Raw genomic sequence first — 22,760 nt, 5'->3', positions numbered from 1 at the left:
CAGCTATTTTTTGTGCCGCTAAGTTAGTTCGTCTGTCTGGCAAAAGTTTATGCCTTTGGGCGACTTGCTATGGTCAGGCAGGATTGATATAACAGCTGCGCTGTCGTGTTGTCCGTAGGGATTTTCGGCGCGACGATAGAATTCTAAAGGGGATGAAAGAGTGAATAAGTCACAACTGATCGACAAAATTGCCGCAGGTGCTGATATTTCTAAAGCGGCCGCTGGGCGCGCGTTGGATGCAATTATTGCTTCTGTTACTGAATCTTTGAAAGAAGGGGATGACGTAGCTCTGGTTGGTTTTGGTACTTTTGCAGTACGTGAGCGTTCTGCACGTACTGGCCGTAACCCTCAGACAGGCAAAGAAATCAGTATTCCAGCGGCTAAAGTACCAGGCTTCCGTGCCGGTAAAGGCCTGAAAGACGCAGTAAACTGATTGCCGCGTCAATTCTCAGCTGTAGCCGAATATTGTTTGTGCTAAACAATAACCTGACGCAGTTGAGTTGGTAAGGTAAGATACAAGGCGCATCGTTAATGATGCGCTTTTTTTTCGCGCAGCAGCATGAAGGGCTGTCGCAAGGAATGCTGGGTTTATTTAGACCTGCGCAGCAGTTTTTATCCATATTACAGCGGAGTATTGTCACATTATGATGGACAATTTACGCGCGGCCGCTAATAACGTCGTGCTCAAAATCATTCTGGCCTTGATCATGTTGTCTTTTATCCTGACCGGGGTTGGCAGCTATCTGATTGGCGGTTCCAACGACTTCGCCGCCAAAGTTAATGGCCAAGAGATTAGTCGTGCTCAGTTAGAACAGGCTGTACAGAGTGAACGTGGCCGTTTGCAACAGCAATTGGGTGAACAATTCTCCGCGCTGGCCGCGAATGAAGGCTACATGCTGCAATTACGCCAACAGGTACTTGGGCAGTTGGTCAATAATATGTTGCTTGACCAATATGCTAAAAAATTAGGCCTGACTGCCAGTGACGAGCAAGTGAAAGATGCCATCCGCCAGGCACCTTATTTCCAGACTGATGGGAAGTTTGACAACAACAAATATCTTGAGCTGGTTAATCGTATGGGTTACACCCCAGACCAATTTGCTCAATTGCAGCGTCAGCAGCTTATTAATCAACAATTGCTGCAAGCCTTTGGTGATACTGGCTTTGTACTGCCAGTTGAAGCACAGGCGATGTCAGAGCTGATTTTACAGCAACGTGAAGTCCGTTTGGCGACGATTGACCTCAAAGCACTGCAAGCGCAGCAGAAAGTGACGGATGAAGAGCTGCAAGCTTATTATGATCAAAACAAAAATAGCTTCATTGCACCGGAACAGATGAAAATCAGTTTCATTGCGATGGATGCCGCGGCGATGCAGGATAAAATTACCGTTACTGAAGAAGATATCACCGCCTATTACGATCAGCATAAAAGCAGCTATACCCACCCTGAGCAACGTAATTACAGTGTTATTCAGTTTAAAACGCAAGATGAAGCCAAAGCCGCACTGGATGAACTGAAGAAAGGTGCTGATTTTGCTGCGATAGCAAAAGAGAAATCTACGGATATCATTTCCCGCAAGAATGGCGGGGAGCTGGGCTGGTTGGAGCCAGAAACCACCGCTGATGAGCTGAAACAAGCTAATTTGACGGAAAAAGGCCAATTGTCTGATGTGGTCAAATCCTCTGTGGGTTATTTGATTGTGCGCCTGAATGACATCAAACCTGAACAGGTAAAACCGTTGTCAGAAGTTCATGATGCTCTGGCCAAACAGGTTAAGCAGGAAAAAGCGGTTGATGCTTATTACGCGTTGCAGCAAAAAGTCAGCGAGGCCGCTACCAGCGATAACGAATCTTTGGCTTCGGCTGAAGAAGCCGCTGGGACTAAAGCTAAGCAAACAGGTTGGTTTACCCGCGATGCGGTGCCAGCTGAGCTGAATTTCAAACCTGTTGTGCAGTCCATCTTTGACGGTGGCTTGGTAGGCGAGAATGGCGCGCCTGGCAGCAACTCAGATGTCATCACTGTCGATGGCGACCGTGCTTTTGTTATTCGTATTGACGGCCATAAGCCGGAAGGTATTGAGCCATTTGAGCAAGTTCGTGAGCAGGTTGCCGAACTGGTAAAACGTCAGAAGGCCGAACAGTTGGCGCGTGTTGATGGTGAGCAGATCCTGACTGCGTTGAAGCAGGGCAAAGGCTCCGAGGCTATGAAAGCGGCGGGCATCAGTTTCGGTGAGAAGAAAACCTTGTCACGGGCACCTGATGATGACCAATTAGTGCAGACTATCTTTGCATTGGCTCATCCACAAAAAGATCAGCCGGTGTACGGTTTATCTCAGGATCGTCAAGATAACATTGTATTGATTGAACTGTTATCTGTAACGCCGGGCAAATTACCGGAAGGTGAAATGAAAACCTTCATCGCGAAAATGCAAGAAGGGGCTAGCAGTGTGACCTTCGATGCGCTGATGGCAAACTTGCATAAACAGGCGACCATCAAGATGGGCCCTGCGGAGCAACAACAAGCTCAATAAAAGTATTACCGCAATATGCTTCGCATTCATTTGCAATCCGATGTAACAACGAAAGGTCGCTTTGGCGGCCTTTCGCATATCTAACATCTGTCCTTTGCGACAAATCGGTGGCTGAGGCAAGGTAGACATGCTGTCAAACACAAGGAGGATACAGCATGAAATTCATAGGAAAATTATTTGTAATAACAGCATTATTGGTAGGTTTTAATATTCCATCTTTAGCTTATGCCTCTGTAGGGGCGGCTGAAAATAAAGCGCTGGCCCCATCGAGTAAAGCCACTGCCAAGGGGGATGTAATCCCCAATATCCCGGTAAAATCCCCGCATGACAAAATGACGGTTACAGCCACGCCAAACAGTTCTGTAAAGAACTCTCAGAGTTATATAAATATTAATAGTGCTGATGCAGAGCAATTGGCGCAGTTTCTCAGCGGGATAGGCAGGAAGAAAGCTGAAGCCATTGTTAATTATCGTGAGCAATTTGGGCTTTTCACTAATGCAGAGCAACTGCTTGAAGTACCAGGTATAGGCCCCTCTTTCTTAGAGCGGAATCGCACCAAGCTTAGAATGTAGACGTCAGCTGTCAGCGTTAGAGGGGAGTCAGGCAGGTGCTAGCTGTATTTGTCTGGCTTTTTCACCATGAATAACTTCCAGTATTTCATCCTGTAAGGTGAAATTGTGACGTTAATCCAGATTATATAGTAAGCAAACTATTATGAATTGATTTTCTTCTGCTATTCTTTTTTTGAGGTCATACCAGTTGTCTCTGTCCTTTTATAATAACAATTAACTATCTGGAGAAGTTCATCGCCATGCATACTCATATCAAAGTCAGGGGTTTCCATATTGATGTTTTTCAACATGTTAATAATGCCCGATATTTAGAGTTTCTCGAAGAAGCCCGCTGGGAATGGCTTGATGGTGAGCCTGCAGCACAATGGATGGCTGAAAATCAAATCGCGTTTATTGTGGTTAATATCAATATTAATTATCGCCACCCGGCAGTGTTGGGAGACTTGCTGCGAATTGATAGCCAGTTATTAAGGTTAAATGGAAAAAGTGGTGTGATGAAACAGACTGTCACGCTAGAACCTGAGTTAATTCCTGTGGCTGATGCTGAATTGACTTTTGTTTGTATAGATTTACGCAGCCAAAAGGCATTACCGATTGATGGGGAACTGCGCGAAAAGCTCCAAGAGTTTGTTAACCGGGGGCTTTAAGGGGGGATTGATAGAGATATACCTCGCTCCCAGTGAGCGAGGTCATGAAAACTGGCACTTAACGTTAACGTGGTCGCTCAGCCGCAAAAATCAAATCAGCCCAGTTTTTTGTTTCAGATTTAATAGGATTTTAGCTTTATTGGCCAGATAGAACTCCAGACCCTTGGCCCTTATATGACAGGCGGCACACTGGCCGCAGCCATCACCTTGAATCCCATTATAGCAGGTCAGTGTGTCATGGCGGACACGGTCAAGTTGCTGATAATAATCAGCTAGTGCCCACGTCTCGGCTTTATCCAGCCACATCAGCGGGGTAATGAATGCGATATTTCGACCAATACCTAAATCTATTGCTTGGTTGAGGGCTTTAACAAATTCATCCCGGCAATCTGGGTAACCGGAGAAGTCGGTTTCACAGACACCGGTAATTACTGCCTGGGCTTGAACCTGATAAGCATAAATAGCTGCCAAGGTTAGAAACAGAATATTACGGCCAGGGACGAATGTGCTGGGGAGTGAGTTACCCTCCTCTTCACTGTACGTCGGTACTGGAATGCTGTCTCGGGTCAAGCTGCTGACGGCTAACTCATTGAGCATCCCCACATCCAGAACCTTGTGGGCTTTAGCACCAAGTTGCGTTGCCAGCTTACGCGCTACATCGATTTCTGCGCGGTGGCGCTGTCCGTAATCGAAAGTAATGCAGTGGACTTCATCATATTGCTGTAATGCTTGAATTAAGCAGGTTGTGGAGTCTTGTCCACCACTAAAAACAACTACGGCACGTTTCATTCTGTTACCTCGTACGCGGTGAGTTTTAAAGCATCAATCTCACGGTAAAATTGAAAACTGGCAGTATGGTACTCAGATAGCGTGATAAAAGGTAGCCGCCGAAGTATGTTATCAAGCCGTCGCCGGCGGTAACCACGCCTGGCTGAAGTCGAACCAACCGTAAGCTGTTAACGTCACACCATTAATTCGGGGTGGGGCATTGACCTGATATTGATAGTTAAACAGCGGCAGAATCAGCCCGGAGAGCATCAGGCTATTATAATATTCTCGTAATTGGCGAAAGCGTGCGGGAGCTTGCTCGATTTGCTGAATATGGGCCAGTATTTTTTGCTGTTGTTCCTGCTGCTGCACTGAGAGGATACCTCGCCACAGGGGGTCAAGCCGGAGCCAGCTTTCCATGGTCGCTTCAGGGGATTCACCGACTAAATGATCTGCTAATAATAAGTCAGCCTGTTCAATTTGGTGGGTATCTTTCCACTGTTTATCATGGCTGGCACGGATTTCTAGGGTGCAGCCCTGTGCTGCAAGCACCGTCTTTAGCTGCTCGGCGACACTTTTAAGCTCCAGCGGTGGTTGGTATATCAATATCAGATGGGCCGGTAGTGGTGGGTTTTCCTCACTCGTAAATTGCGGAATAGGCCAACCAGGTAGCATTTCATGGCTGGGCATAATAATTTCACGACGGATAGAGAGAGCCTCAAGTATTCCGGAGGTTTGCACTAACATCAATAATTTGGCTATTTGTTTGGTAGTCATATTACTGCGATGCTGATTAATCGCCAGGTAGCAAAACCCCAAGCTCATACTGCGCTGAACAGGGCGAGCTAAGGGCACGTCCTCTGCTTGACCAATGGTAATACGCACCGGATGTTGGCAACTCCCGTCTGCTGATGGTGTCATTAGGTTGGGGGTTATCCAGTACTCGATGATTTCCAGATAAGGGTGCTGCAAATGGTAAAACTCATGTTGCTCCAGCCGCACCAAATGCGGCTCGAAGGTCGCCAGCTTAAAAGGTCCTGCGCCTAGTAGTGGATGGTCTGGGTGAAATAACCGGCAGGGTAAGTCAGCCAATCGATGAGCTAGCCAGTAGTCTGGCTGAGAAAGTGTAAATTGTAGACATAAGGCATGGGGCAGGGTGATGGTTAAAATGTTGGTAAAACTAGGCTGACTGCGCCTATTTTCTCGCAGTAGCTCCAACGTCTGCAATAATTGTTGGCCGCGAATACGCTCCCCATTATGCCACCGTAATTGGCTGCGTAAAAAGAATTGCCAGCTTAGACCATCATCACTGACGTGCCAGTGATGGGCTAAATCCGGTTTGGGTTGTGGATCACCGGTGTTAAACCGAGTCAGACCGGCGTGCAAAGTATAAATCAGGTGCTGTTCTGCCCGGCCAGTGGCAGTGAGTGGGTTTAAGGGCTCGAGTGTACGGTAGTAGGGAATACGCAAGACTGGGCTGTCTGCTTGCCATTGCCCCCCCATATGCGGATTTAGCAAGGTTTGCAGGCGTTCAGGTTCCAGCTGAGCTAACTCAAGTGCTGCTTGATGGCAACCTTGCTCGAGAAAACTTTGCAGATAGGTGGCCCGAAGCATGTCGGGGCTTTTCAGGCATTGCAGTTGTGCCCGTTTTCCGCGCCCTACTTGTGAGTGCCAACTGAGCCAGCCATTAGCCTGCAGTTGTTGTATTAAGGTGCGAGCATGGCGTTCGCTACAAAATAGCAGGTTTGCGACCTCACCTACTGTAGTGGCGGCCAGATTATCGCCGAACTTTTGGTGCAAACGTTGATATTGGGTAAGCCGATGAATGACGCGCATAATTAATAACCTATCCATTAGGGCTATTTTATTTGCCATTTTTTACTATAAAAACAAAGAATAGCCATACAGACAAAATGAACGTATTTGCCCTCTTTTTAGGGGGGACTATAAATCAGGAACAGTTTAAATTAATTGTTCACTATTAGTTCAGTAAATATTACGCCATAATTTTATCCCTACCACCAGTTTTACTCTTGATGAGGTTTTGCATGTACCGTTTAGCCGCTTTTGATATGGATGGAACTTTACTGATGCGCGACCATAGAATAGGTGGCGCGACATTAAATGCATTACATCAGTTAGTGGAAAACGGGATGATTCTGACCTTTGCTACAGGCCGGCATTACCTTGATATGAAAGGAATTCTATCTCATTCAGGTATTGATGGTTATTTAATCACCGGCAATGGTACCCGAGTGTGTGACAGGGAAGGCGCCCCCTTATATGGTATGGATTTACCTGCGGAACTGGTGGATTTTGTGCTGCATACCCCCTGGCAGACGAACGCCAGTATTCATATTTTCCGCGATGATGGTTGGTTCACTAATTACAATGACCCAGCATTGTTGGCGGCCCATCAAACCAGCCGTTTTCAGTTCCAACTGACCGCGCTAGATACATTACCGCTGACTGGCAACCACAAAATCTGCTTTATTGCGCCACATCAGGAGCTGGTTTATCTCAAAGTTCAGCTTGAGCAGCAAATGGCGGGCCAGGCCGATTTCTGTTTTTCAGCCGTGGACTGTCTCGAAATGTTGCCTCGTGGTTGTAACAAAGGGGCTGCTTTAGAGCGGCTCAGTCATCACCTCGATTTAACCCTGGCAGATTGCATGGCATTTGGTGATGCGATGAATGATAAAGAGATGTTGTCGCGGGTCGGTCGTGGCTTAGTCATGGGAAATGCATTGCCACAATTGAAACAAGAGTTACCCCAATTACAGGTTATTGGTCGCTGCGAGGAACAGGGCGTAGCGCACTATTTGCAACATTGGCTAAGTTCACCACACCTCACCTATTCCCCCGAATTCTGAGGTATATCATCGGGTTATTGGGCTAGCACCAATAATGTTGAAGATAGCTATTAGCCAACCGGATAACCATCCGGTTTTTTTCTTTTAAAATGGCCGGTTTAAAGGCCATTTATCAATAAATTACATGTTATTTAGTTCATTGCTGAATGGGGTTAAATCGCCGATATTGTGGCCCACCCATTGTCTGTTGTAATAAGTATCAAGATAACGTTCACCGCTATCACACAGTAATGTCACGATGGCACCGGTTTTACCCTGTTCCCGCATCTGTTTGGCCAATTGCAATGCTCCCCAGACATTCGTCCCGGTGGAAGCACCGACTTTGCGCCCCAGAATGCCCTCCAACCAATGGATAGTGGCAACACTGGCGGCATCTGGCACACGTAGCATGCTATCAATGACTTGCGGAATGAATGATGGTTCCGCCCGTGGTCGGCCAATCCCTTCAATCCGGCTGCCGCAACTGCCCGTTATTGTGCGGTCACCGTTGCAAAAGCAATCATAAAATACTGAGTTTTCCGGGTCGACAACCATCAGTTGGGTATCGTGCCCTTGGTAGCGGATATAGCGGCCCAAAGTTGCAGAGGTCCCGCCGGTACCTGCGCTCATCACAATATAGTGAGGGACAGGGAAAGGCTCGCGCGCCATTTGGCGGAAGATACTATCGGCAATATTATTATTCCCACGCCAATCAGTCGCCCGCTCAGCATAAGTGAACTGGTCCATATAGTGGCCGTTAAGCTCACGGGCTAATTGCTCGGAGGCGGCATAAATTTGCCCAGCATGGTCGACAAAATGGCATCGGCCGCCATAGAAAGTGATTTGTTCAACTTTACGTCGGGCGGTGCAACTCGGCATCACGGCAATAAATGGCAAACCAATCAAACGGGCAAAATAGGCCTCGGACACCGCCGTACTTCCGGAGGAGGCTTCAATAATGGTTGTATCTTCTTTGATCCAGCCGTTACACAAACCATAAAGGAATAGTGAACGCGCCAAGCGGTGCTTTAAGCTGCCAGTCGGATGGGTGCTTTCATCTTTTAAATAGAGATAAATGCCGGGAAATGCTGGCAGATTTAGCCGAATCAAGTGGGTATCAGCGGAGCGCTGAAAATCGGCTTCTATTTCACTGATAGCATTTTTTACCCAAGTATTTGTCATTTATAGCCTGCGATATAGATAGTAAACTTATGATAACTAGATTAACGGTTATTAAAGAAAAAAACGTTGCCATTTTTACTTCTTTATCGCCAAATGGTAGAAATTTATTCTATGGTTGCTCGTTATGTTAGATAAAACTGACCGTAAACTCCTGTGTATGTTGCAAGAAGATTGCACGCAATCACTGCAAGTGCTGGCCGACGCCGTCAATTTGACCTCCACACCTTGTTGGAAACGTTTGAAACGCCTTGAAGATGAGGGGTTTATTCGTGGGCGAGTGGCATTATTAGACAGTGAAAAATTAGGATTAGGACTCACTGCATTTGTACTGATCAAGACTCAGCAGCATAATAGCGGTTGGTATCAAGAGTTTGTCGAGTTCACCAAGCAGATGCCAGAGGTGCTGGCGTTCTATCGTATGGCCGGGGAATATGACTATTTAATGCAAGTGGAAGTTGCTGATATGAAAAGCTACGATAACTTCTACAAGCGCATGGTTAATGGTGTCCCGGGGCTAATTGATGTGACATCGAGCTTTGCGATGGAAAAAATCAAGTACACCACAGTGTTACCTGTCCCCGAGTGATTGCCCATCATTTTTCAAGCAGCAAGGGTGTTGGCTGCTGGCAATCTATTGGGTATAAAAAACCATTTTAACGATGGTATTCTACTTCACTGTCGCATTTAGCGAGTAAATACCGATGTTATTCGCTATTAGACCATGGAATAAAACTGCGTGAGATTGTTTGCACAACTAGGCTGGTATTTCCGCCGTGAGTGGCGCCGCTATGTGGGGGCGGTGCTGCTGCTGATCATTATTGCTATCTTGCAATTACTCCCGCCCAAATTGGTCGGGGTCATTGTCGATGGCATCAGTACAAAACAGATGTCGACCAATATGTTATTGGTATGGATAGGCGTGATGCTGGTGACGGCTATCGTGGTCTATCTGTTGCGTTATGTTTGGCGAGTTTTACTGTTTGGTGCCTCCTATCAGCTGGCTGTCGAGTTGCGTGCGAAATTTTATCGTCAACTTAGTCAACAAGCTCCTGGATTCTATTTACGTCACCGTACCGGTGATTTAATGGCGCGTGCGACAAATGACGTCGACCGAGTGGTCTTTGCTGCCGGTGAGGGGGTCTTGACGCTGGTGGATTCGCTGGTGATGGGGTGCGCGGTATTGATTGTTATGAGCACCCAAATCAGTTGGGAATTGACCCTCTTATCATTGCTGCCTATGCCGGTCATGGCGGTGGTCATCAAATATTATGGTGACCAACTGCACCAGCGCTTTAAATCAGCGCAAGGGGCCTTTTCGAGTCTCAATAATCAGGCGCAGGAAAGCCTCACTAGCATTCGCATGATTAAAGCTTTTGGTTTGGAAGATAGTCAGTCGCAGCAATTTGCGCAGGTTGCCGCACAAGCGGGAGCCAAAAATATGTATGTCGCCCGTATTGATGCCCGTTTTGACCCGACGATTTATATTGCTATCGGTATTGCAAATTTATTGGCTATTGGCGGCGGCAGTTGGATGGTGGTGAATCACAGTATCACTCTGGGGCAGCTAACCAGTTTTGTGATGTATTTGGGATTGATGATTTGGCCGATGCTGGCATTGGCGTGGATGTTCAATATCGTAGAGCGGGGTAGCGCGGCTTATAGCCGTATCCGCAGCCTGTTGGAAGAAGCGCCAGTGGTGAAAGACGGCAAGGTCGCGTTATCGAGCGACCGTGGCACTTTGGCGGTGAATATTCGCCATTTTTATTACCCAGAAGCTGAGCAACCCGCTTTGCATGATGTGTCTCTGACATTGGCACCAGGGCAGATGCTGGGGTTATGCGGGCCGACGGGATCGGGTAAAAGTACCTTGTTGGCATTAATTCAACGGCAATTTGATATTGATGATGGCGTAATTTGTTATCAAGGGCATCCGCTGCCAGATATCCGGCTGCATGACTGGCGTGGGCGCTTATCGGTGGTCAGTCAGACGCCATTTTTATTCTCTGATACGGTCGCCGGTAATATTGCATTGGGGAAACCGGCGGCGACCCAGGCGCAGATTGAACGGGCGGCGCGTTTGGCGAGTGTGCACGAAGATATTTTACGCCTTCCTCAAGGATATGACACCGAGGTGGGTGAGCGCGGGGTGATGCTATCCGGTGGGCAAAAACAGCGTATTGCCATTGCTCGGGCGCTGCTACTGGATACAGAGATTCTGATCCTTGATGATGCGCTCTCAGCGGTTGATGGTCAGACTGAACATGAAATCTTAAAAAACTTACGGGAGTGGGGCGAACATCGCACTGTGATTATCAGCGCCCACCGTCTTTCAGCCTTAACTGAAGCCAGTGAAATTTTGGTCATGCAACACGGTGGCGTGATGCAGCGCGGCAGCCATAACACATTGGTTAATCAATCTGGGTGGTATCGGGAAATGTACCGCTATCAACAATTGGAGGCTGCCTTGGATGACGGTGAGTCGGAGGCCCAAACCGATGAGTAAAGTTCAACAGCTTTGGCCGACACTAAAACGCCTGCTTTCCTACGGCTCCCCATATCGTAAACCACTAGGATTAGCGGTATTGATGTTGTGGATTGCCGCCGCCGCAGAGGTCAGTGGCCCATTGTTAATTAGTTATTTCATTGATCACGTGGTGGCGAAAGGCACATTACCTTTGGGGTTAGTCAGTGGGTTGGCGCTCGCTTATCTGCTGCTGCAATTGTTAGCGGCTGCATTGCACTATTTTCAGGCATTACTGTTTAATCGCGCGGCCGTGGGGGTTGTTCAGCGGTTGCGTATTGAAGTTATGGATGCGGCGTTACGCCAGCCTCTCAGTGCTTTTGATACCCAACCTGTCGGGCAATTGATTTCCCGAGTGACGAATGACACTGAAGTGATAAAAGATTTGTATGTGATGGTGGTGTCCACGGTATTGAAAAGTGCGGCGTTAATTGGTGCGATGCTGGTGGCAATGTTCAGTCTGGATTGGCGTATGGCGCTGATTTCGATTTGTATTTTCCCAGCAGTGTTGGTGGTAATGACCATTTATCAGCGTTATAGCACCCCAGTAGTGCGCCGAGTTCGAGCTTATTTGGCGGATATTAATGATGGTTTTAATGAAGTCATTAATGGCATGGGTGTTATCCAGCAGTTCCGTCAGCAGGCCCGCTTTGGTGAGCGAATGGAGGCGGCTAGCCGTGCCCATTATTCGGCGCGGATGCAAACGTTGCGTCTGGAGGGCTTCCTGCTACGTCCGCTGTTGAGCCTATTTTCTGCCATGGTGCTGTGTGGTTTGTTGCTGCTTTTTGGTTTCAGCCCCGAGGGTTCAGTGGGTGTCGGGGTGCTGTATGCATTCATTAATTATCTGGGTCGGCTGAATGAACCATTAATTGAATTGACATCGCAGCAGTCGATTATGCAGCAGGCCGTGGTTGCCGGGGAGCGTATTTTCGAGCTGATGGATCGCGCCCAGCAAGGCTACGGTACTGATGACCGCCCGCTAACCAGTGGCCGTATTCAGGTTAATAATGTCAGTTTTTCTTATCGTAACGATAAAATGGTGCTGCAAAATATCGCCCTTGATGTGCCCTCACACGGGTTTATCGCCTTGGTTGGCCACACCGGCAGTGGCAAAAGCACGTTGGCAAACTTGTTGATGGGGTATTACCCAATACAGCAGGGCGAGATTTTGCTTGACGGGCGGCCTTTGGCCACATTATCACATCAAACACTGCGACAGGGTGTCGCGATGGTGCAGCAAGACCCGGTGGTATTAGCGGATTCGTTTTTTGCCAATGTGACGCTAGGTCGTGACATCAGTGAGCAGCAAGTTTGGGATGCACTAGAAACTGTGCAATTGGCGCCATTAGTCCATGCACTGCCGGATGGTTTGCACAGCTTACTCGGGGAGCAGGGCAATACATTGTCAGTGGGGCAAAAACAACTCTTGGCCATGGCTCGGGTATTGGTTCAGGCACCACAAATCCTGATTTTGGATGAAGCAACCGCGAATATTGACTCGGGCACGGAACAGGCCATCCAGCGGGCATTACAGTTAATCCGGAAAAACACCACGCTGGTGGTGATAGCGCACCGTCTTTCGACGATTGTTGATGCCGATACTATTATGGTCTTGCACCGCGGAGTGGCTGTTGAGCAAGGTAAGCATCAAGCGCTGCTGGCGGCACACGGGCGCTATTATCAAATGTACCAGTTGCAATTAGTCAGTGAAGATTTAGCGGCTATTGATCAAGTTGAAACCGCCGTAAGTTAAAAAGTCATCTGTGGGGTCACGCGGCCCCATGGGCTTCTCTATTTCCCTTCCAGTTTTTTTGACTTTCCTGTTTAGGCATTCACCCGGTTAATTCCTGCTCTAGATGGGCCGCACCATAATCAAGCAAAGCAATAGCGCAGGAACCTCTTCGCGCACTTTTGTGACGCGCGTCGCACTAATTTAGTGCACAAAAACTGTTCATTCTTTTTTATCCCCCGATAAAGCTTTTGGGGGGCCCATCCCAACTGCCCTCAATTCGCCTTTTCGAGACTAAATACGCGTAAATATTATTTATGGCATAGCCTTTGCTTTACTTGTTTTGAGAAAGGTAAGTGTCTTATGGCAGATAAGTATTTCGTGGCAGACATGAATTCGACTTAAATCGAGAAGGGGCAAATATGAAGCTGGTTACCGTGGTTATCAAACCATTTAAGTTGGAGGATGTGCGTGAAGCCTTGTCCTCTGTAGGTATTCAGGGGTTGACCGTCACCGAAGTAAAAGGATTTGGTCGCCAGAAAGGGCATGCAGAACTCTATCGGGGAGCGGAATACAGTGTCAATTTCTTACCTAAAGTGAAGATTGATATCGCCATTGCTGATGATCAATTGGATGAAGTCATTGATGTTATCAGCAAGGCCGCCTATACCGGCAAAATTGGTGATGGCAAAATTTTCGTTGCTGAATTGCAACGTGTTATTCGCATTCGCACCGGCGAAACAGACGAAGCAGCACTGTAATTTGCAGGCTCAAATTTAGTGAATAGGGATGGGTTGATAATGAAAAAACTTTTATCCGTGTTGGGCCTAAGTTCGGCAGCAATGCTGCCCTCTTTGGCAATGGCCGCAGCACCCGCTGTCGCTGACAAAGCCGATAATGCCTTTATGATGATTTGCACCGCTTTGGTGCTGTTTATGACGGTACCCGGTATTGCCCTGTTCTACGGTGGCCTGCTGCGTTCCAAAAACGTATTGTCGATGATGACCCAGGTCATGGTGAGTTTTGCCCTGATTTGTGTTCTATGGATTCTGTATGGTTACAGCCTAGCGTTTAGCGCGGGTAATGCATTTTTCGGCAGCTTTGACATGGCGATGCTCAAAGGCATCGGCCTGACGAGCTTGAGCGGCACCTTCTATCAATATATCCATGTGGTATTCCAGGCCTCATTCGCCTGTATCACCGTGGCTCTGGTCGTGGGTTCATTTGCTGAGCGTATCCGTTTCTCGGCGGTACTTATTTTTGCTGTGCTGTGGTTCACTTTCTCATACCTGCCAATGGCGCACATGGTGTGGGGAGGCGGCTTCTTGGCACTGGACGGCGCACTGGACTTTGCTGGTGGGACTGTGGTGCATATTAATGCCGCGATTGCCGGTTTGGTCGGAGCCTACTTACTGGGCAAACGCGCCGGTTTTGGTAAAGAGGCGTTCAAACCGCACAACTTACCGATGGTATTCACGGGGACGGCAATTCTGTACATCGGCTGGTTTGGTTTCAATGCCGGTTCTGCCAGCGCCGCTAACGAAATTGCTGCACTTGCTTTCGTGAACACCGTTGTCGCAACAGCGGGTGCCATTCTTTCTTGGGTATTTGCTGAGTGGATTTTACGCGGCAAACCATCACTATTAGGTGCCTGTTCAGGTTGTATCGCCGGCTTGGTGGCGATTACACCAGCTGCAGGTACTGTCGGGGTTGGTGGCGCACTGATTATCGGTTTGATTGGTGGCGTTGCCGGCTTGTGGGGGGTGGTGCTGTTGAAAAAATGGCTGCGAGTGGATGATACCTGCGATGTGTTTGGTGTCCACGGCGTCTGCGGGATTGTCGGGTGTATCTTGACCGGTGTCTTCACATCGGCTTCATTGGGCGGCACAGGTTATGCTGCTGGCGTCACGATGGGCCATCAGGTCGGGGTGCAGTTGTTCAGCGTGGGAGTCTGTTTGGTCTGGTCTGGTGTGGTTGCTTTCGTTGCCTACAAAATTGCCGATTTGCTGGTGGGTTTGCGAGTTCCGGAAGAGCAAGAACGCGAAGGTCTGGATGTGAACAGCCACGGCGAAAATGCATACAATCAGTAAGTTAAGCATGCCAATAAGTTCTCACTGGCAGTAAAATTAATAATAATGATGATAGCAACAGGGGCGATGGAAACATCGCCCCTGATATTTTTGCCATTATCGATGCAAACGAATAACCCCCTCTTGCACTGTCGAGGAAACCAAAACCCCCGCCCGGTTATAGATTTGGCCGCGAACAAAGCCACGAGCCCCTGAAGCTGAGGTGCTTTCTACGGCATACAGCAACCAATCGTCGAGACGGAATGGGCGGTGGAACCACATGGAGTGATCGATTGTGGCGATTTGCACCCCCGGCTCAAGGAAACCAATGCCGTGAGGCTGTAGGGCCGTCGGCAAGAAGTTAAAATCAGATGCATAACCCAACAAATATTGATGAACCGAGAAGTCCTCCGGCAATTTGCCATTGGCGCGGAACCAGACATAGCGGCTAGGCTCTGCTTTCTCGCCTTGCAGTGGGTTGTGAAATTTCACTGGGCGCATTTCAATCGGCTGATGGCCGATAAACTTATCCCTGACTTTTTCGGGGATCAAATGGGCAAATTGGCGGGCAATATCCGTTTCAGATATTAACCCTTCCGGTGCGGGAACATCCGGCATGGTATTTTGGTGTTCAAAGCCATCTTCCTGACTCTGGAATGACGCCGTCATATAGAAGATAGGTTTACCATTCTGAATCGCACTCACCCGACGTGCACTGAAACTGTTGCCATCGCGTAATGTTTCTACGTCATAAATAATGGGTTTGCTGCTGTCCCCCGGGCGTAAAAAATAGCTGTGAAATGAATGAACCACCCGGTCAGTGGGCACCGTTTGTTTTGCCGCATAAATTGCCTGACCAACAACCTGGCCACCAAATACTTGGCGTAAGCCCAGATCTTCACTTTGGCCCCGGAAAATTCCCTCTTCAATTTTCTCCAGATCGAGTAGATCGAGCAGTTTTTCTAATGCCTGGCTCATGCTGTGGCCCCTGATGATTGAGTTCATGCACAGTGTGCTGAATCCAGCGGGGGGTCGTCAATATATTGCGGTGAAACGGTCACTCAATTGCACGTCATTTTATCAGGAATCGTCTGATAAATGGCTCAATCAGGGGGGAATCAGTAAGTGGTAGCATATTGTGCTATAATTAGCAGGCTAGGTGGTTGAAGCCACTTATTAATCGCGAGCTTTTTTGTGAATAACTCGCATCTTAATAATAAGAAGGAGTGCGACCTATGAAACCTTGGCAATCAATAAAATTCTGGCAGATAGCGGGTGGGGCAGCATTGGTCATCAGTTTGGCCGGCTGTGCTCATCAAGGTGTTGATGTCCCGGTGCCCGCGGGAACAACAAAGGCGGCTGCACCTATTGCGCAACCAGCCGTACAGGGGGCAGTGAATATCCGCGAGCGCATTGCATTGCCGCCGGATGCCGTCGTCACGGTTACGCTGTCGGATGCTTCACTGGCTGATGCCCCGACACGGGTTATTGCGCAGAAAGCGATTCGCACTGAAGGCAAGCAGGCTCCCTTTAGCTTCGCATTGCCGTTTAACCCAGCAGAAATTCAACCAAATGCCCGTATAATTGTGAGCGCCGCTATTACCCATAATGGCCAGCTAATGTTCATCACAGATACCATTCAGGAGGTGATTAACAATGGTGCTGGCACTCAGGTTAACCTGCTACTGGTTCCTGTCACTTCTGTGGCCATTGAAACTGCGCCCGCAGCAACAATGACAGGCACAGGGACGATACAGTAACTTTTTGAGCGGCTTTATGCGCTACAGAGTATGGCTCTGTGGCGCTGAAACTAGCTGTATCGCCAGCGATATTGCTGTAAATCAATGCGCCCGGTCGGGCTAATTTCAATGCCCTCCGCTAATAAGGCATTTTTCTGCCTGAGATAATCCTCGCCAATTAGCGATATTTCGCCATGGCGATTAATGACGCGATACCAGGGTAAGGTAGACCCTTCTGGTAAGCGTTTAAGAACGCCTCCAACTTGACGAGCAGCTCTGGGGGAGCCTATTAGTCGGGCAATATCGCCATAGGTGGTCACTTGCCCGTAGGGAATAGCTGCAACCACCTGAAATACACGCTGGCGAAAGCTGTCGATAATTTGCGGGTCGCTTGGCTCGGTCATTGGGTTCTGAGCATCCTCTTTATTTTCTGTTCTTGGCACGAGGCGATAGGAACAAATAATATCATCAGGGCTTTTTTTGCCAGAAGAAAATAAATTCTGCACTCATCATCAAATAGCTGGGCAATAAACCACCGGTTAGCTGGTGGTGCCTTGCTATTTGATGGTGCATGGCCGATAATGCCCACCGCTCCAGAGTATAAGGAGCCGTTAACGTCAATGGAGGCCCTGTTGGTTCTCCCGCAACACTAACTTGTGAACTCGGTCAGGTCCGGAAGGAAGCAGCCGCAGCAGGCGAGGTGTGTGCCGGGATGTAGCTGGCAGGGCCTCCACCATTTCAGCTAACTGCATGATATTTATCATGTTATCCACTTGTTTCTTGCATTGAAACGGCAGTGATACAATTTTTGTGTATCATTTATGGCGCTAATCATGCTTTCCTGTCACGGTATTTGGTGCTAGCTCAGAGTCTATCTGACGCCGCAGAAATGCCGCAAAATTCGTATTTCTCCTCACAACCTTTCTACCGCACCAATGGATAGCCTCCAGCTTTTTCATCATTTTTATCACAATGGTATTATGCAGCGGCTACTTTCACGAACATGGTGTTACAGAATAATTAACCTCTTAGCTACTTGGGTATTCCAATACAACAATTACATATAACCGCTATGGGAAAAGTGCCGATGTTTCCTGATTGAGTTGGTAGGTACACTTTAAATACCGGAACTCAAAATGACTTGCAGGTCCGCTGCACCATCCTGGATCTACATTTAGAATGTGGTACATATGAACCAACTTTATTATTGATTTTGCAGGTTATCCTACTTGTGTTATTCCACTTAAAACACAATTTCAGTTTTTAATTTCCTGAATCATCATTATCCCTTACCTTTTTTTCTATTTCCCCTTATTTTTTTTGCGTTAAATCTTCGAGTTAGTCCAAAGGCTATTTCCAGCTGTATTTACACGCCATTAAAGGGTGCTAGTTATCCGCTTAGGATTTCTGTGGTCCAATCACTTACATTATTTCGGTATTTAATCTGCTAATGCTTAACATTTAATGGGCATTTTTCTTATTTTTTCAGTAATGTCAGTGCCCATCCATATGTTGAAGCTTTGTCCGTATTGATAAATCGGGATATCTACCGATGTTTTACGTTGCTTAAAATATCGCCAAAAACCGGTAGGCAGTTTTGTTGTTTGTTACGCCATTGAGATAAATAATATCTATAATATATCCTATTTTATCAATGATATACTAAAGATTTGACCAGCAGCCATTAACCTTTAATCTCGATTTTTGAATACGTTCATGATGAGTTATATTGGCTAATAAGTAAGCAGAAATCACACATCTAGATGTTCTCTGTAACAAGGCCGGAAATAAGACAAAATCTTAAATTCGGCCTATTGTAGGATGTTTCCTACGAAAGAGGCTCTTATGATCCTATATATATAATCTGCAATATGATGTTTAATAGCGCCATCAATTTTGTAACTTAGATGTATCTATGGTGTTATAAATGTACCTCTTGTAATCTACTCCAGGCAAGCTGGTGTCGTAATGATTTTGTCGTGATAGAAATAAAGTAAGTGTTTTTTATAAATAAAAGTCATTAAATCAATCATATTACCTCTTGGGTTTTGGTATTGGGTGTTAGTCGCAACGAGCCTTAATATGACTGTTTTTATCTCTTATCAATAGATATTCACTCACCGGTTTCAATCACCTCAGTAATTTCACCATTTTTATGGCGGATTTCCCGTGTTTGATATGTGGGGTAATACCGCGTAATTCAGAAATATAATACAAATAAGCGCTTGTTGTTATTTGATATTTAATATTTTTAATTATTGACTTATAGAGTGTAAATAAATAAGTATGAGACTCCATCGCGTATCACCACCACATCAAACCAAACAGCTAAATAGAACTCGCCTTGCGAAATCGGTCGTCTGGGCAAATATTGTAATCCAGGCAGTATTTCCTTTAAGTATTGCTTTTACCCCAGCAGTCATGGCGGCTGAAACCGTTGACGCCTCGAGTTCTCAGGCTGAACAAACTACGGCTAATGCGGCAACGCGTCTGGCATCAGTATTGGCTGACGGTGACTCAGCCAAGCAAGCAAGTTCCATTGCGCGCGGCACAGCTACCAGTGCAGGTAATGAAGCGGTGCAAAAGTGGCTTAACCAGTTTGGTAGTGCGAAAGTACAACTTAATCTGGATGAAAAACTGAGCCTTAAAGGCAGTCAATTAGATGTATTGCTGCCACTGACTGATAGCCCAAATTTGCTGACTTTCACTCAATTAGGCGGTCGCTACATTGATGACCGCGTGACATTGAACTTTGGTCTGGGCCAGCGTCATTTCTTTGCCGAGCAAATGCTGGGCTATAACTTGTTTGTTGATCATGATGCTAGCTATAGCCATACCCGTATTGGCGTCGGAGCGGAATATGGCCGTGATTTTATTAACCTGGCCGCCAACGGTTACTTTGGCGTGAGTGGTTGGAAAAACTCACCAGACCTTGATAAATATGATGAAAAAGTCGCGAACGGCTTTGATATACGTAGTGAAGCTTATTTACCCGCATTGCCACAATTGGGGGGTAAGTTGGTTTATGAACAATATTTTGGTGATGAAGTTGGTTTGTTTGGTGTTGATAATCGTCAGAAAAACCCACTCGCGGTTACTATGGGGGTGAATTATACCCCAATTCCTTTATTTACTGTTGGCGTCGACCACAAGATGGGGCGCGCAGGAATGAATGACACCCGCTTAAATCTTGGCTTTAACTACGCATTCGGCACCCCGCTGGCACACCAGCTTGATCCTAATACTGTTGCCATTAAACGTAGCCTGATTGGCAGCCGCTATAATCTGGTCGATCGTAATAATCAGATTGTTATGAAGTATCGTAAGCAGAATGTGGTGACCCTGGAGTTACCCGCACGTGTTAGTGGTTCTGCCCGACAAACCATGCCATTAGTGGCAAATGCTACGGCACAGCAAGGTCTGGATCGTATTGAGTGGGAAACCAGTGCATTGACGCTGGCTGGCGGGAAAATGACCGGCAGCGCCAATAATTGGCAGGTAACATTGCCAAGCTACCTACCGGGTGGTCAGGGGAATAATACTTATCGTATCAGCGCCATCGCATACGATACCCAAGGTAATGCTTCTCCGGTTGCATACAGCGATATCGTCGTAGATGACTATGGTGTGAATGCCGATACCTCTAATATGGTAGCTTCACCAGCAACCCTGCCAGCAAATGCCGTGGCGAGCAGTGTTATTGCACTTAATATCAAGGACAATAATAACCAGCCGATTACGGGTATTGCTGATGAACTGACATTCTCACTTGAATTGGCAGAATTGCCTGACGTAAAACGCGCCAGAGTTGCACGTGCCGCGCCATTGCCAAGTGTCGAGCATTCGATAACTCAAATCAGCGAGTCGGCTCCTGGTGTTTATCAAGCCACACTTACCGCCGGCAGTAAACCACAACTGGTGAATATTAGCGCCCAGATTAATGGTGTGCAGCTAAATGATGTCAAAACGAAAGTGAGCATGGTGGCTGATGAGGCAAGTGCGACCTTACAAGACAATAGCCTGCAAGTGGTGACTAATGGCAGCTTAGCTGACAATGTTGCGGCGAACCAAGTGAAAGCGGTAGTGGCTGATGCTTATGGCAATAAATTGTCTGGGGTTACAGTTAATTTCACCGTTGATGCCGATGCTAACATTGTGGCGACAACAACCAGTGATAGCCAAGGGGTAGCAACGGCAACAATCACCAGCACTAAGGCTGCTAGTTATACCGTTAAAGCTGAACTCAATGGTGAAACACAACAGGTTGATATGAACTTTATCGCCGATGCTGGCAGTGCCACATTGAGCGGGAGTGCTGAACATAAATTGCAGTTGGTTACTGACGGCCAACCTGCCGATGGCAGCAGCGCCAATAGTGTAAAACTGACAGTTGTCGATAAGTTCGGTAATACCGTACCTAATATCAGTGTCGCTTTCAGCACGGTTAGCGATGCAACCATTAGTGAGTTCACCGCCACCGACGACCAGGGTGTGGCAACAGCGAAAATCACTAGCGCCAAGGCAGGTAGTTATGCGGTAACAGCGCGCCTTAATGGTGCAGAACAACAGGTGAATGTGAGCTTTATCCCTGATGCAGCTACCGCAACGATTACCGCTGATAGCTTTACTGTGGAAGTCAATAATCAAACCGCGGGCAGCGGCACCAACAGGGTACAAGCTATCGTGCTGGACAAGCAGGACAATCCAGTGCCTAACATGACGGTGACTTTCAGCGCCACCAATGGTGTCACGGTAAAAACAGCTTCAGTGCAAACCGGGGCTGATGGTAAAGCCATGACTGACCTCACCATGACTAATGTCGGCGGCACCATCAGTACAGTAACCGCTGCAATGACTAACACTGCGGGTGTCAGCAGCTCTCATGATAAAGACGTTACGTTCTATCCTGACTTCTCGAAAGCATCACTGAATACACCAGTGAATGCTTATAGCGGCTTCAGTATTAACAGTGGTTTCCCAACTAAAGGGTTTAAAAATGCCAACTTCCAGATAGCGCCGCACGGCAATGCTGCCAGCAATAGCGACTATGAGTGGACAAGTAGCGATGCCAACGTCAGTGTCAGCAGTTCAGGTTTGGTTAATCTTGATAATGACACCACGGGAACCGTAACCATCACTGCTGCCTGGAAACAAGACAAGAGCAAGGTATTCACTTATCAGTTTAAGTTAGACTCTTGGGTCGGCCAGTTTAATACATCTACTGTGGCTTGGTCGGTCGCGAATAACGCCTGCATTGCTCAAGGGATGAGATTACCTGAAGGCAATGAAGTATCCACCGGGAGCTTAGCACGCAGCATTGGTACTTTCGTTGGGGAATGGGGAAATCTGCATAATTACAGCGACTTCCCAGCAACAAGTTTTATGTGGACGTCAACTCCTGGTGAGGATTTCCATGCAGACTCAGGGTTAGTGCATTCTGCTGGTAACCAAAGTGCGGCTTATATGTGTATCAGATAAAATAATCAGTCCATTAACCTAACGTCCATTTAGAGTTAGGTTAACGTTAAAGTATTAAGCGATTATCGGATTGACCAAAACGAAAGGCCAGAGGGTAATTCCTCTGGTTTTTTTTGATAGCTGCAAGCGAAACAGAATTCATACGCTCCTGATAGGGGCAAATTCAGTAAACCGCTTTTTGCTGATTTATTGGTGAGTGGCGGGGGAGCAGAAGAGCAATTTTCAATCAGAAAATGATAAAGACACGACGGATAACATTTATTTTTAACATTTATCTCTAATATGCGGCCATTAATACGGCGGCTATTTCTATTAACACGTGCCGATAACTCTATAATCCACCAGTTTCTCATACCCTGCTAACTCGATGGTTTCTTTGTGCTTTTTCTTGCTGCATTGTAAAAATAGTAATATTAATCAGGTATGTCACTAAGGGTAGTTGATTGAAAGCAAAGGTTTTTTATGCTGATTTGCTAGCTGGCAGGTATCTACCATCTTTACTGATTAGATGCTCACCGGGAGATGAATACCACTTTTGTGCAAGCGCACGAAGTATCAGCATTTTACTGAATGCTGATATGAGATTTTTCTTATTTATTTCTTGGTGGGGTTTTTATTTGCATTTTGCTTTAGCAAATAATTAATAATATCTCTAAATTATTAGCATTCAGGTGA

Annotated in this window: 17 protein-coding genes and 1 other RNA gene; 13 read left to right on the top strand and 5 right to left on the bottom strand. The window is 47.0% G+C overall.

All coding sequences use genetic code 11. From position 1 onward, the window contains the following. The first annotated feature begins 160 nt into the window (after positions 1 to 160). The 4 genes from hupB to D5F51_RS13700 all read left to right on the top strand — a co-directional run bounded on the left by hupB (position 161) and on the right by D5F51_RS13700 (position 3,750). Positions 161 to 433 (top strand): nucleoid-associated protein HU-beta, encoded by a 273-nt coding sequence (hupB, locus tag D5F51_RS13715; RefSeq protein WP_004392663.1) that lies wholly within the window; start codon positions 161 to 163, stop codon positions 431 to 433. Between the two features lie 211 nt (positions 434 to 644). Then, on the top strand, positions 645 to 2,531 hold the full coding sequence (gene ppiD / locus D5F51_RS13710) for a peptidylprolyl isomerase (protein WP_129197344.1): 1,887 nt from the start codon (positions 645 to 647) through the stop codon (positions 2,529 to 2,531). Between the two features lie 155 nt (positions 2,532 to 2,686). After that, positions 2,687 to 3,103 carry a ComEA family DNA-binding protein gene (locus D5F51_RS13705; RefSeq protein ID WP_129197342.1) on the top strand — a complete coding sequence of 139 codons (417 nt, stop codon included), beginning with the start codon at positions 2,687 to 2,689 and terminating at the stop codon, positions 3,101 to 3,103. A 239-nt stretch (positions 3,104 to 3,342) separates the two neighbouring features. Next, positions 3,343 to 3,750, top strand: a complete 408-nt coding sequence (locus D5F51_RS13700; protein ID WP_025377424.1) for an acyl-CoA thioesterase — start codon at positions 3,343 to 3,345, stop codon at positions 3,748 to 3,750. Between the two features lie 90 nt (positions 3,751 to 3,840). On the opposite strand, the gene queC is transcribed toward D5F51_RS13700, so the two are convergent. Then, a complete protein-coding gene (gene queC, locus D5F51_RS13695; RefSeq protein ID WP_129197340.1) occupies positions 3,841 to 4,539 on the bottom strand; it encodes a 7-cyano-7-deazaguanine synthase QueC in 699 nt (232 codons plus the stop codon). Between the two features lie 111 nt (positions 4,540 to 4,650). Further along, a complete protein-coding gene (locus D5F51_RS13690) occupies positions 4,651 to 6,354 on the bottom strand; it encodes an SgrR family transcriptional regulator (protein ID WP_129197338.1) in 1,704 nt (567 codons plus the stop codon). Between the two features lie 212 nt (positions 6,355 to 6,566). On the opposite strand from D5F51_RS13690, the gene cof reads away from it, so the two are divergent. Then, complete coding sequence (cof, locus tag D5F51_RS13685) at positions 6,567 to 7,388, top strand: HMP-PP phosphatase (RefSeq protein ID WP_025377427.1); 822 nt, start codon at positions 6,567 to 6,569, stop codon at positions 7,386 to 7,388. 120 nt (positions 7,389 to 7,508) lie between these two features. On the opposite strand, the gene D5F51_RS13680 is transcribed toward cof, so the two are convergent. Next, positions 7,509 to 8,549 (bottom strand): PLP-dependent cysteine synthase family protein, encoded by a 1,041-nt coding sequence (locus D5F51_RS13680; RefSeq protein ID WP_129197336.1) that lies wholly within the window; start codon positions 8,547 to 8,549, stop codon positions 7,509 to 7,511. A gap of 124 nt (positions 8,550 to 8,673) precedes the next feature. Here D5F51_RS13680 and D5F51_RS13675 point away from each other — a divergent pair, with 124 nt between their 5' ends. From D5F51_RS13675 to amtB, 5 genes are all read left to right on the top strand, one after another. Further along, positions 8,674 to 9,135 (top strand): Lrp/AsnC family transcriptional regulator, encoded by a 462-nt coding sequence (locus tag D5F51_RS13675; RefSeq protein WP_025377429.1) that lies wholly within the window; start codon positions 8,674 to 8,676, stop codon positions 9,133 to 9,135. Positions 9,136 to 9,285: 150 nt separating this feature from the next. Continuing rightward, a complete protein-coding gene (locus D5F51_RS13670) occupies positions 9,286 to 11,052 on the top strand; it encodes a SmdA family multidrug ABC transporter permease/ATP-binding protein (protein ID WP_129197334.1) in 1,767 nt (588 codons plus the stop codon). Next, positions 11,045 to 12,823 (top strand): SmdB family multidrug efflux ABC transporter permease/ATP-binding protein, encoded by a 1,779-nt coding sequence (locus D5F51_RS13665; RefSeq protein ID WP_129197332.1) that lies wholly within the window; start codon positions 11,045 to 11,047, stop codon positions 12,821 to 12,823. The genes D5F51_RS13670 and D5F51_RS13665 overlap by 8 nt, the downstream gene beginning before the upstream one ends. Before the next feature lie 398 nt (positions 12,824 to 13,221). Further along, the gene (gene glnK / locus D5F51_RS13660; protein ID WP_002208627.1) at positions 13,222 to 13,560 is read left to right on the top strand and encodes a P-II family nitrogen regulator; all 339 of its coding nucleotides are present in this window, start codon (positions 13,222 to 13,224) and stop codon (positions 13,558 to 13,560) included. Positions 13,561 to 13,599: 39 nt separating this feature from the next. Then, positions 13,600 to 14,889: an ammonium transporter AmtB gene (gene amtB, locus D5F51_RS13655; RefSeq protein WP_162301743.1), complete on the top strand. Its 1,290-nt coding sequence runs from the start codon at positions 13,600 to 13,602 to the stop codon at positions 14,887 to 14,889. Positions 14,890 to 14,985: 96 nt separating this feature from the next. Here amtB and tesB read toward each other — a convergent pair whose 3' ends face one another. Then, complete coding sequence (gene tesB, locus D5F51_RS13650) at positions 14,986 to 15,846, bottom strand: acyl-CoA thioesterase II (protein ID WP_129197330.1); 861 nt, start codon at positions 15,844 to 15,846, stop codon at positions 14,986 to 14,988. A gap of 257 nt (positions 15,847 to 16,103) precedes the next feature. Here tesB and D5F51_RS13645 point away from each other — a divergent pair, with 257 nt between their 5' ends. Beyond that, on the top strand, positions 16,104 to 16,628 hold the full coding sequence (locus tag D5F51_RS13645; protein WP_129197328.1) for a YbaY family lipoprotein: 525 nt from the start codon (positions 16,104 to 16,106) through the stop codon (positions 16,626 to 16,628). A 50-nt stretch (positions 16,629 to 16,678) separates the two neighbouring features. Here the strand turns inward: D5F51_RS13645 and D5F51_RS13640 are convergent, their stop codons facing one another. Next, complete coding sequence (locus tag D5F51_RS13640; RefSeq protein ID WP_245994803.1) at positions 16,679 to 17,011, bottom strand: MGMT family protein; 333 nt, start codon at positions 17,009 to 17,011, stop codon at positions 16,679 to 16,681. Between the two features lie 226 nt (positions 17,012 to 17,237). Here D5F51_RS13640 and ffs point away from each other — a divergent pair. Both ffs and D5F51_RS13630 read left to right on the top strand, forming a co-directional pair. Further along, an RNA gene (gene ffs / locus D5F51_RS13635) (signal recognition particle sRNA small type) lies at positions 17,238 to 17,334 on the top strand. A gap of 1,694 nt (positions 17,335 to 19,028) precedes the next feature. Further along, the gene (locus D5F51_RS13630; protein WP_129197326.1) at positions 19,029 to 22,085 is read left to right on the top strand and encodes an inverse autotransporter beta domain-containing protein; all 3,057 of its coding nucleotides are present in this window, start codon (positions 19,029 to 19,031) and stop codon (positions 22,083 to 22,085) included. Positions 22,086 to 22,760 lie beyond the last annotated feature (675 nt).

Source organism: Yersinia hibernica, assembly GCF_004124235.1.
Classification (GTDB): domain Bacteria; phylum Pseudomonadota; class Gammaproteobacteria; order Enterobacterales; family Enterobacteriaceae; genus Yersinia; species Yersinia hibernica.
The sequence above is the reverse complement of the archived record's forward strand: the minus strand, read 5'-3'. Positions and strand labels throughout refer to the sequence as shown.

Excerpts from the sequence above, each read along its gene's own strand:
- ppiD (WP_129197344.1), top strand. The coding sequence starts at position 645 with ATGATGGACAATTTACGCGCGGCCGCTAATAACGTCGTGCTCAAAATC.
- D5F51_RS13705 (WP_129197342.1), top strand. The coding sequence starts at position 2,687 with ATGAAATTCATAGGAAAATTATTTGTAATAACAGCATTATTGGTAGGT.
- D5F51_RS13700 (WP_025377424.1), top strand. The coding sequence starts at position 3,343 with ATGCATACTCATATCAAAGTCAGGGGTTTCCATATTGATGTTTTTCAA.
- queC (WP_129197340.1), bottom strand. The coding sequence starts at position 4,539 with ATGAAACGTGCCGTAGTTGTTTTTAGTGGTGGACAAGACTCCACAACC.
- D5F51_RS13690 (WP_129197338.1), bottom strand. The coding sequence starts at position 6,354 with ATGCGCGTCATTCATCGGCTTACCCAATATCAACGTTTGCACCAAAAG.
- cof (WP_025377427.1), top strand. The coding sequence starts at position 6,567 with ATGTACCGTTTAGCCGCTTTTGATATGGATGGAACTTTACTGATGCGC.
- D5F51_RS13680 (WP_129197336.1), bottom strand. The coding sequence starts at position 8,549 with ATGACAAATACTTGGGTAAAAAATGCTATCAGTGAAATAGAAGCCGAT.
- D5F51_RS13675 (WP_025377429.1), top strand. The coding sequence starts at position 8,674 with ATGTTAGATAAAACTGACCGTAAACTCCTGTGTATGTTGCAAGAAGAT.
- D5F51_RS13665 (WP_129197332.1), top strand. The coding sequence starts at position 11,045 with ATGAGTAAAGTTCAACAGCTTTGGCCGACACTAAAACGCCTGCTTTCC.
- glnK (WP_002208627.1), top strand. The coding sequence starts at position 13,222 with ATGAAGCTGGTTACCGTGGTTATCAAACCATTTAAGTTGGAGGATGTG.
- amtB (WP_162301743.1), top strand. The coding sequence starts at position 13,600 with ATGAAAAAACTTTTATCCGTGTTGGGCCTAAGTTCGGCAGCAATGCTG.
- tesB (WP_129197330.1), bottom strand. The coding sequence starts at position 15,846 with ATGAGCCAGGCATTAGAAAAACTGCTCGATCTACTCGATCTGGAGAAA.
- D5F51_RS13645 (WP_129197328.1), top strand. The coding sequence starts at position 16,104 with ATGAAACCTTGGCAATCAATAAAATTCTGGCAGATAGCGGGTGGGGCA.
- D5F51_RS13640 (WP_245994803.1), bottom strand. The coding sequence starts at position 17,011 with ATGACCGAGCCAAGCGACCCGCAAATTATCGACAGCTTTCGCCAGCGT.
- D5F51_RS13630 (WP_129197326.1), top strand. The coding sequence starts at position 19,029 with ATGGCGGCTGAAACCGTTGACGCCTCGAGTTCTCAGGCTGAACAAACT.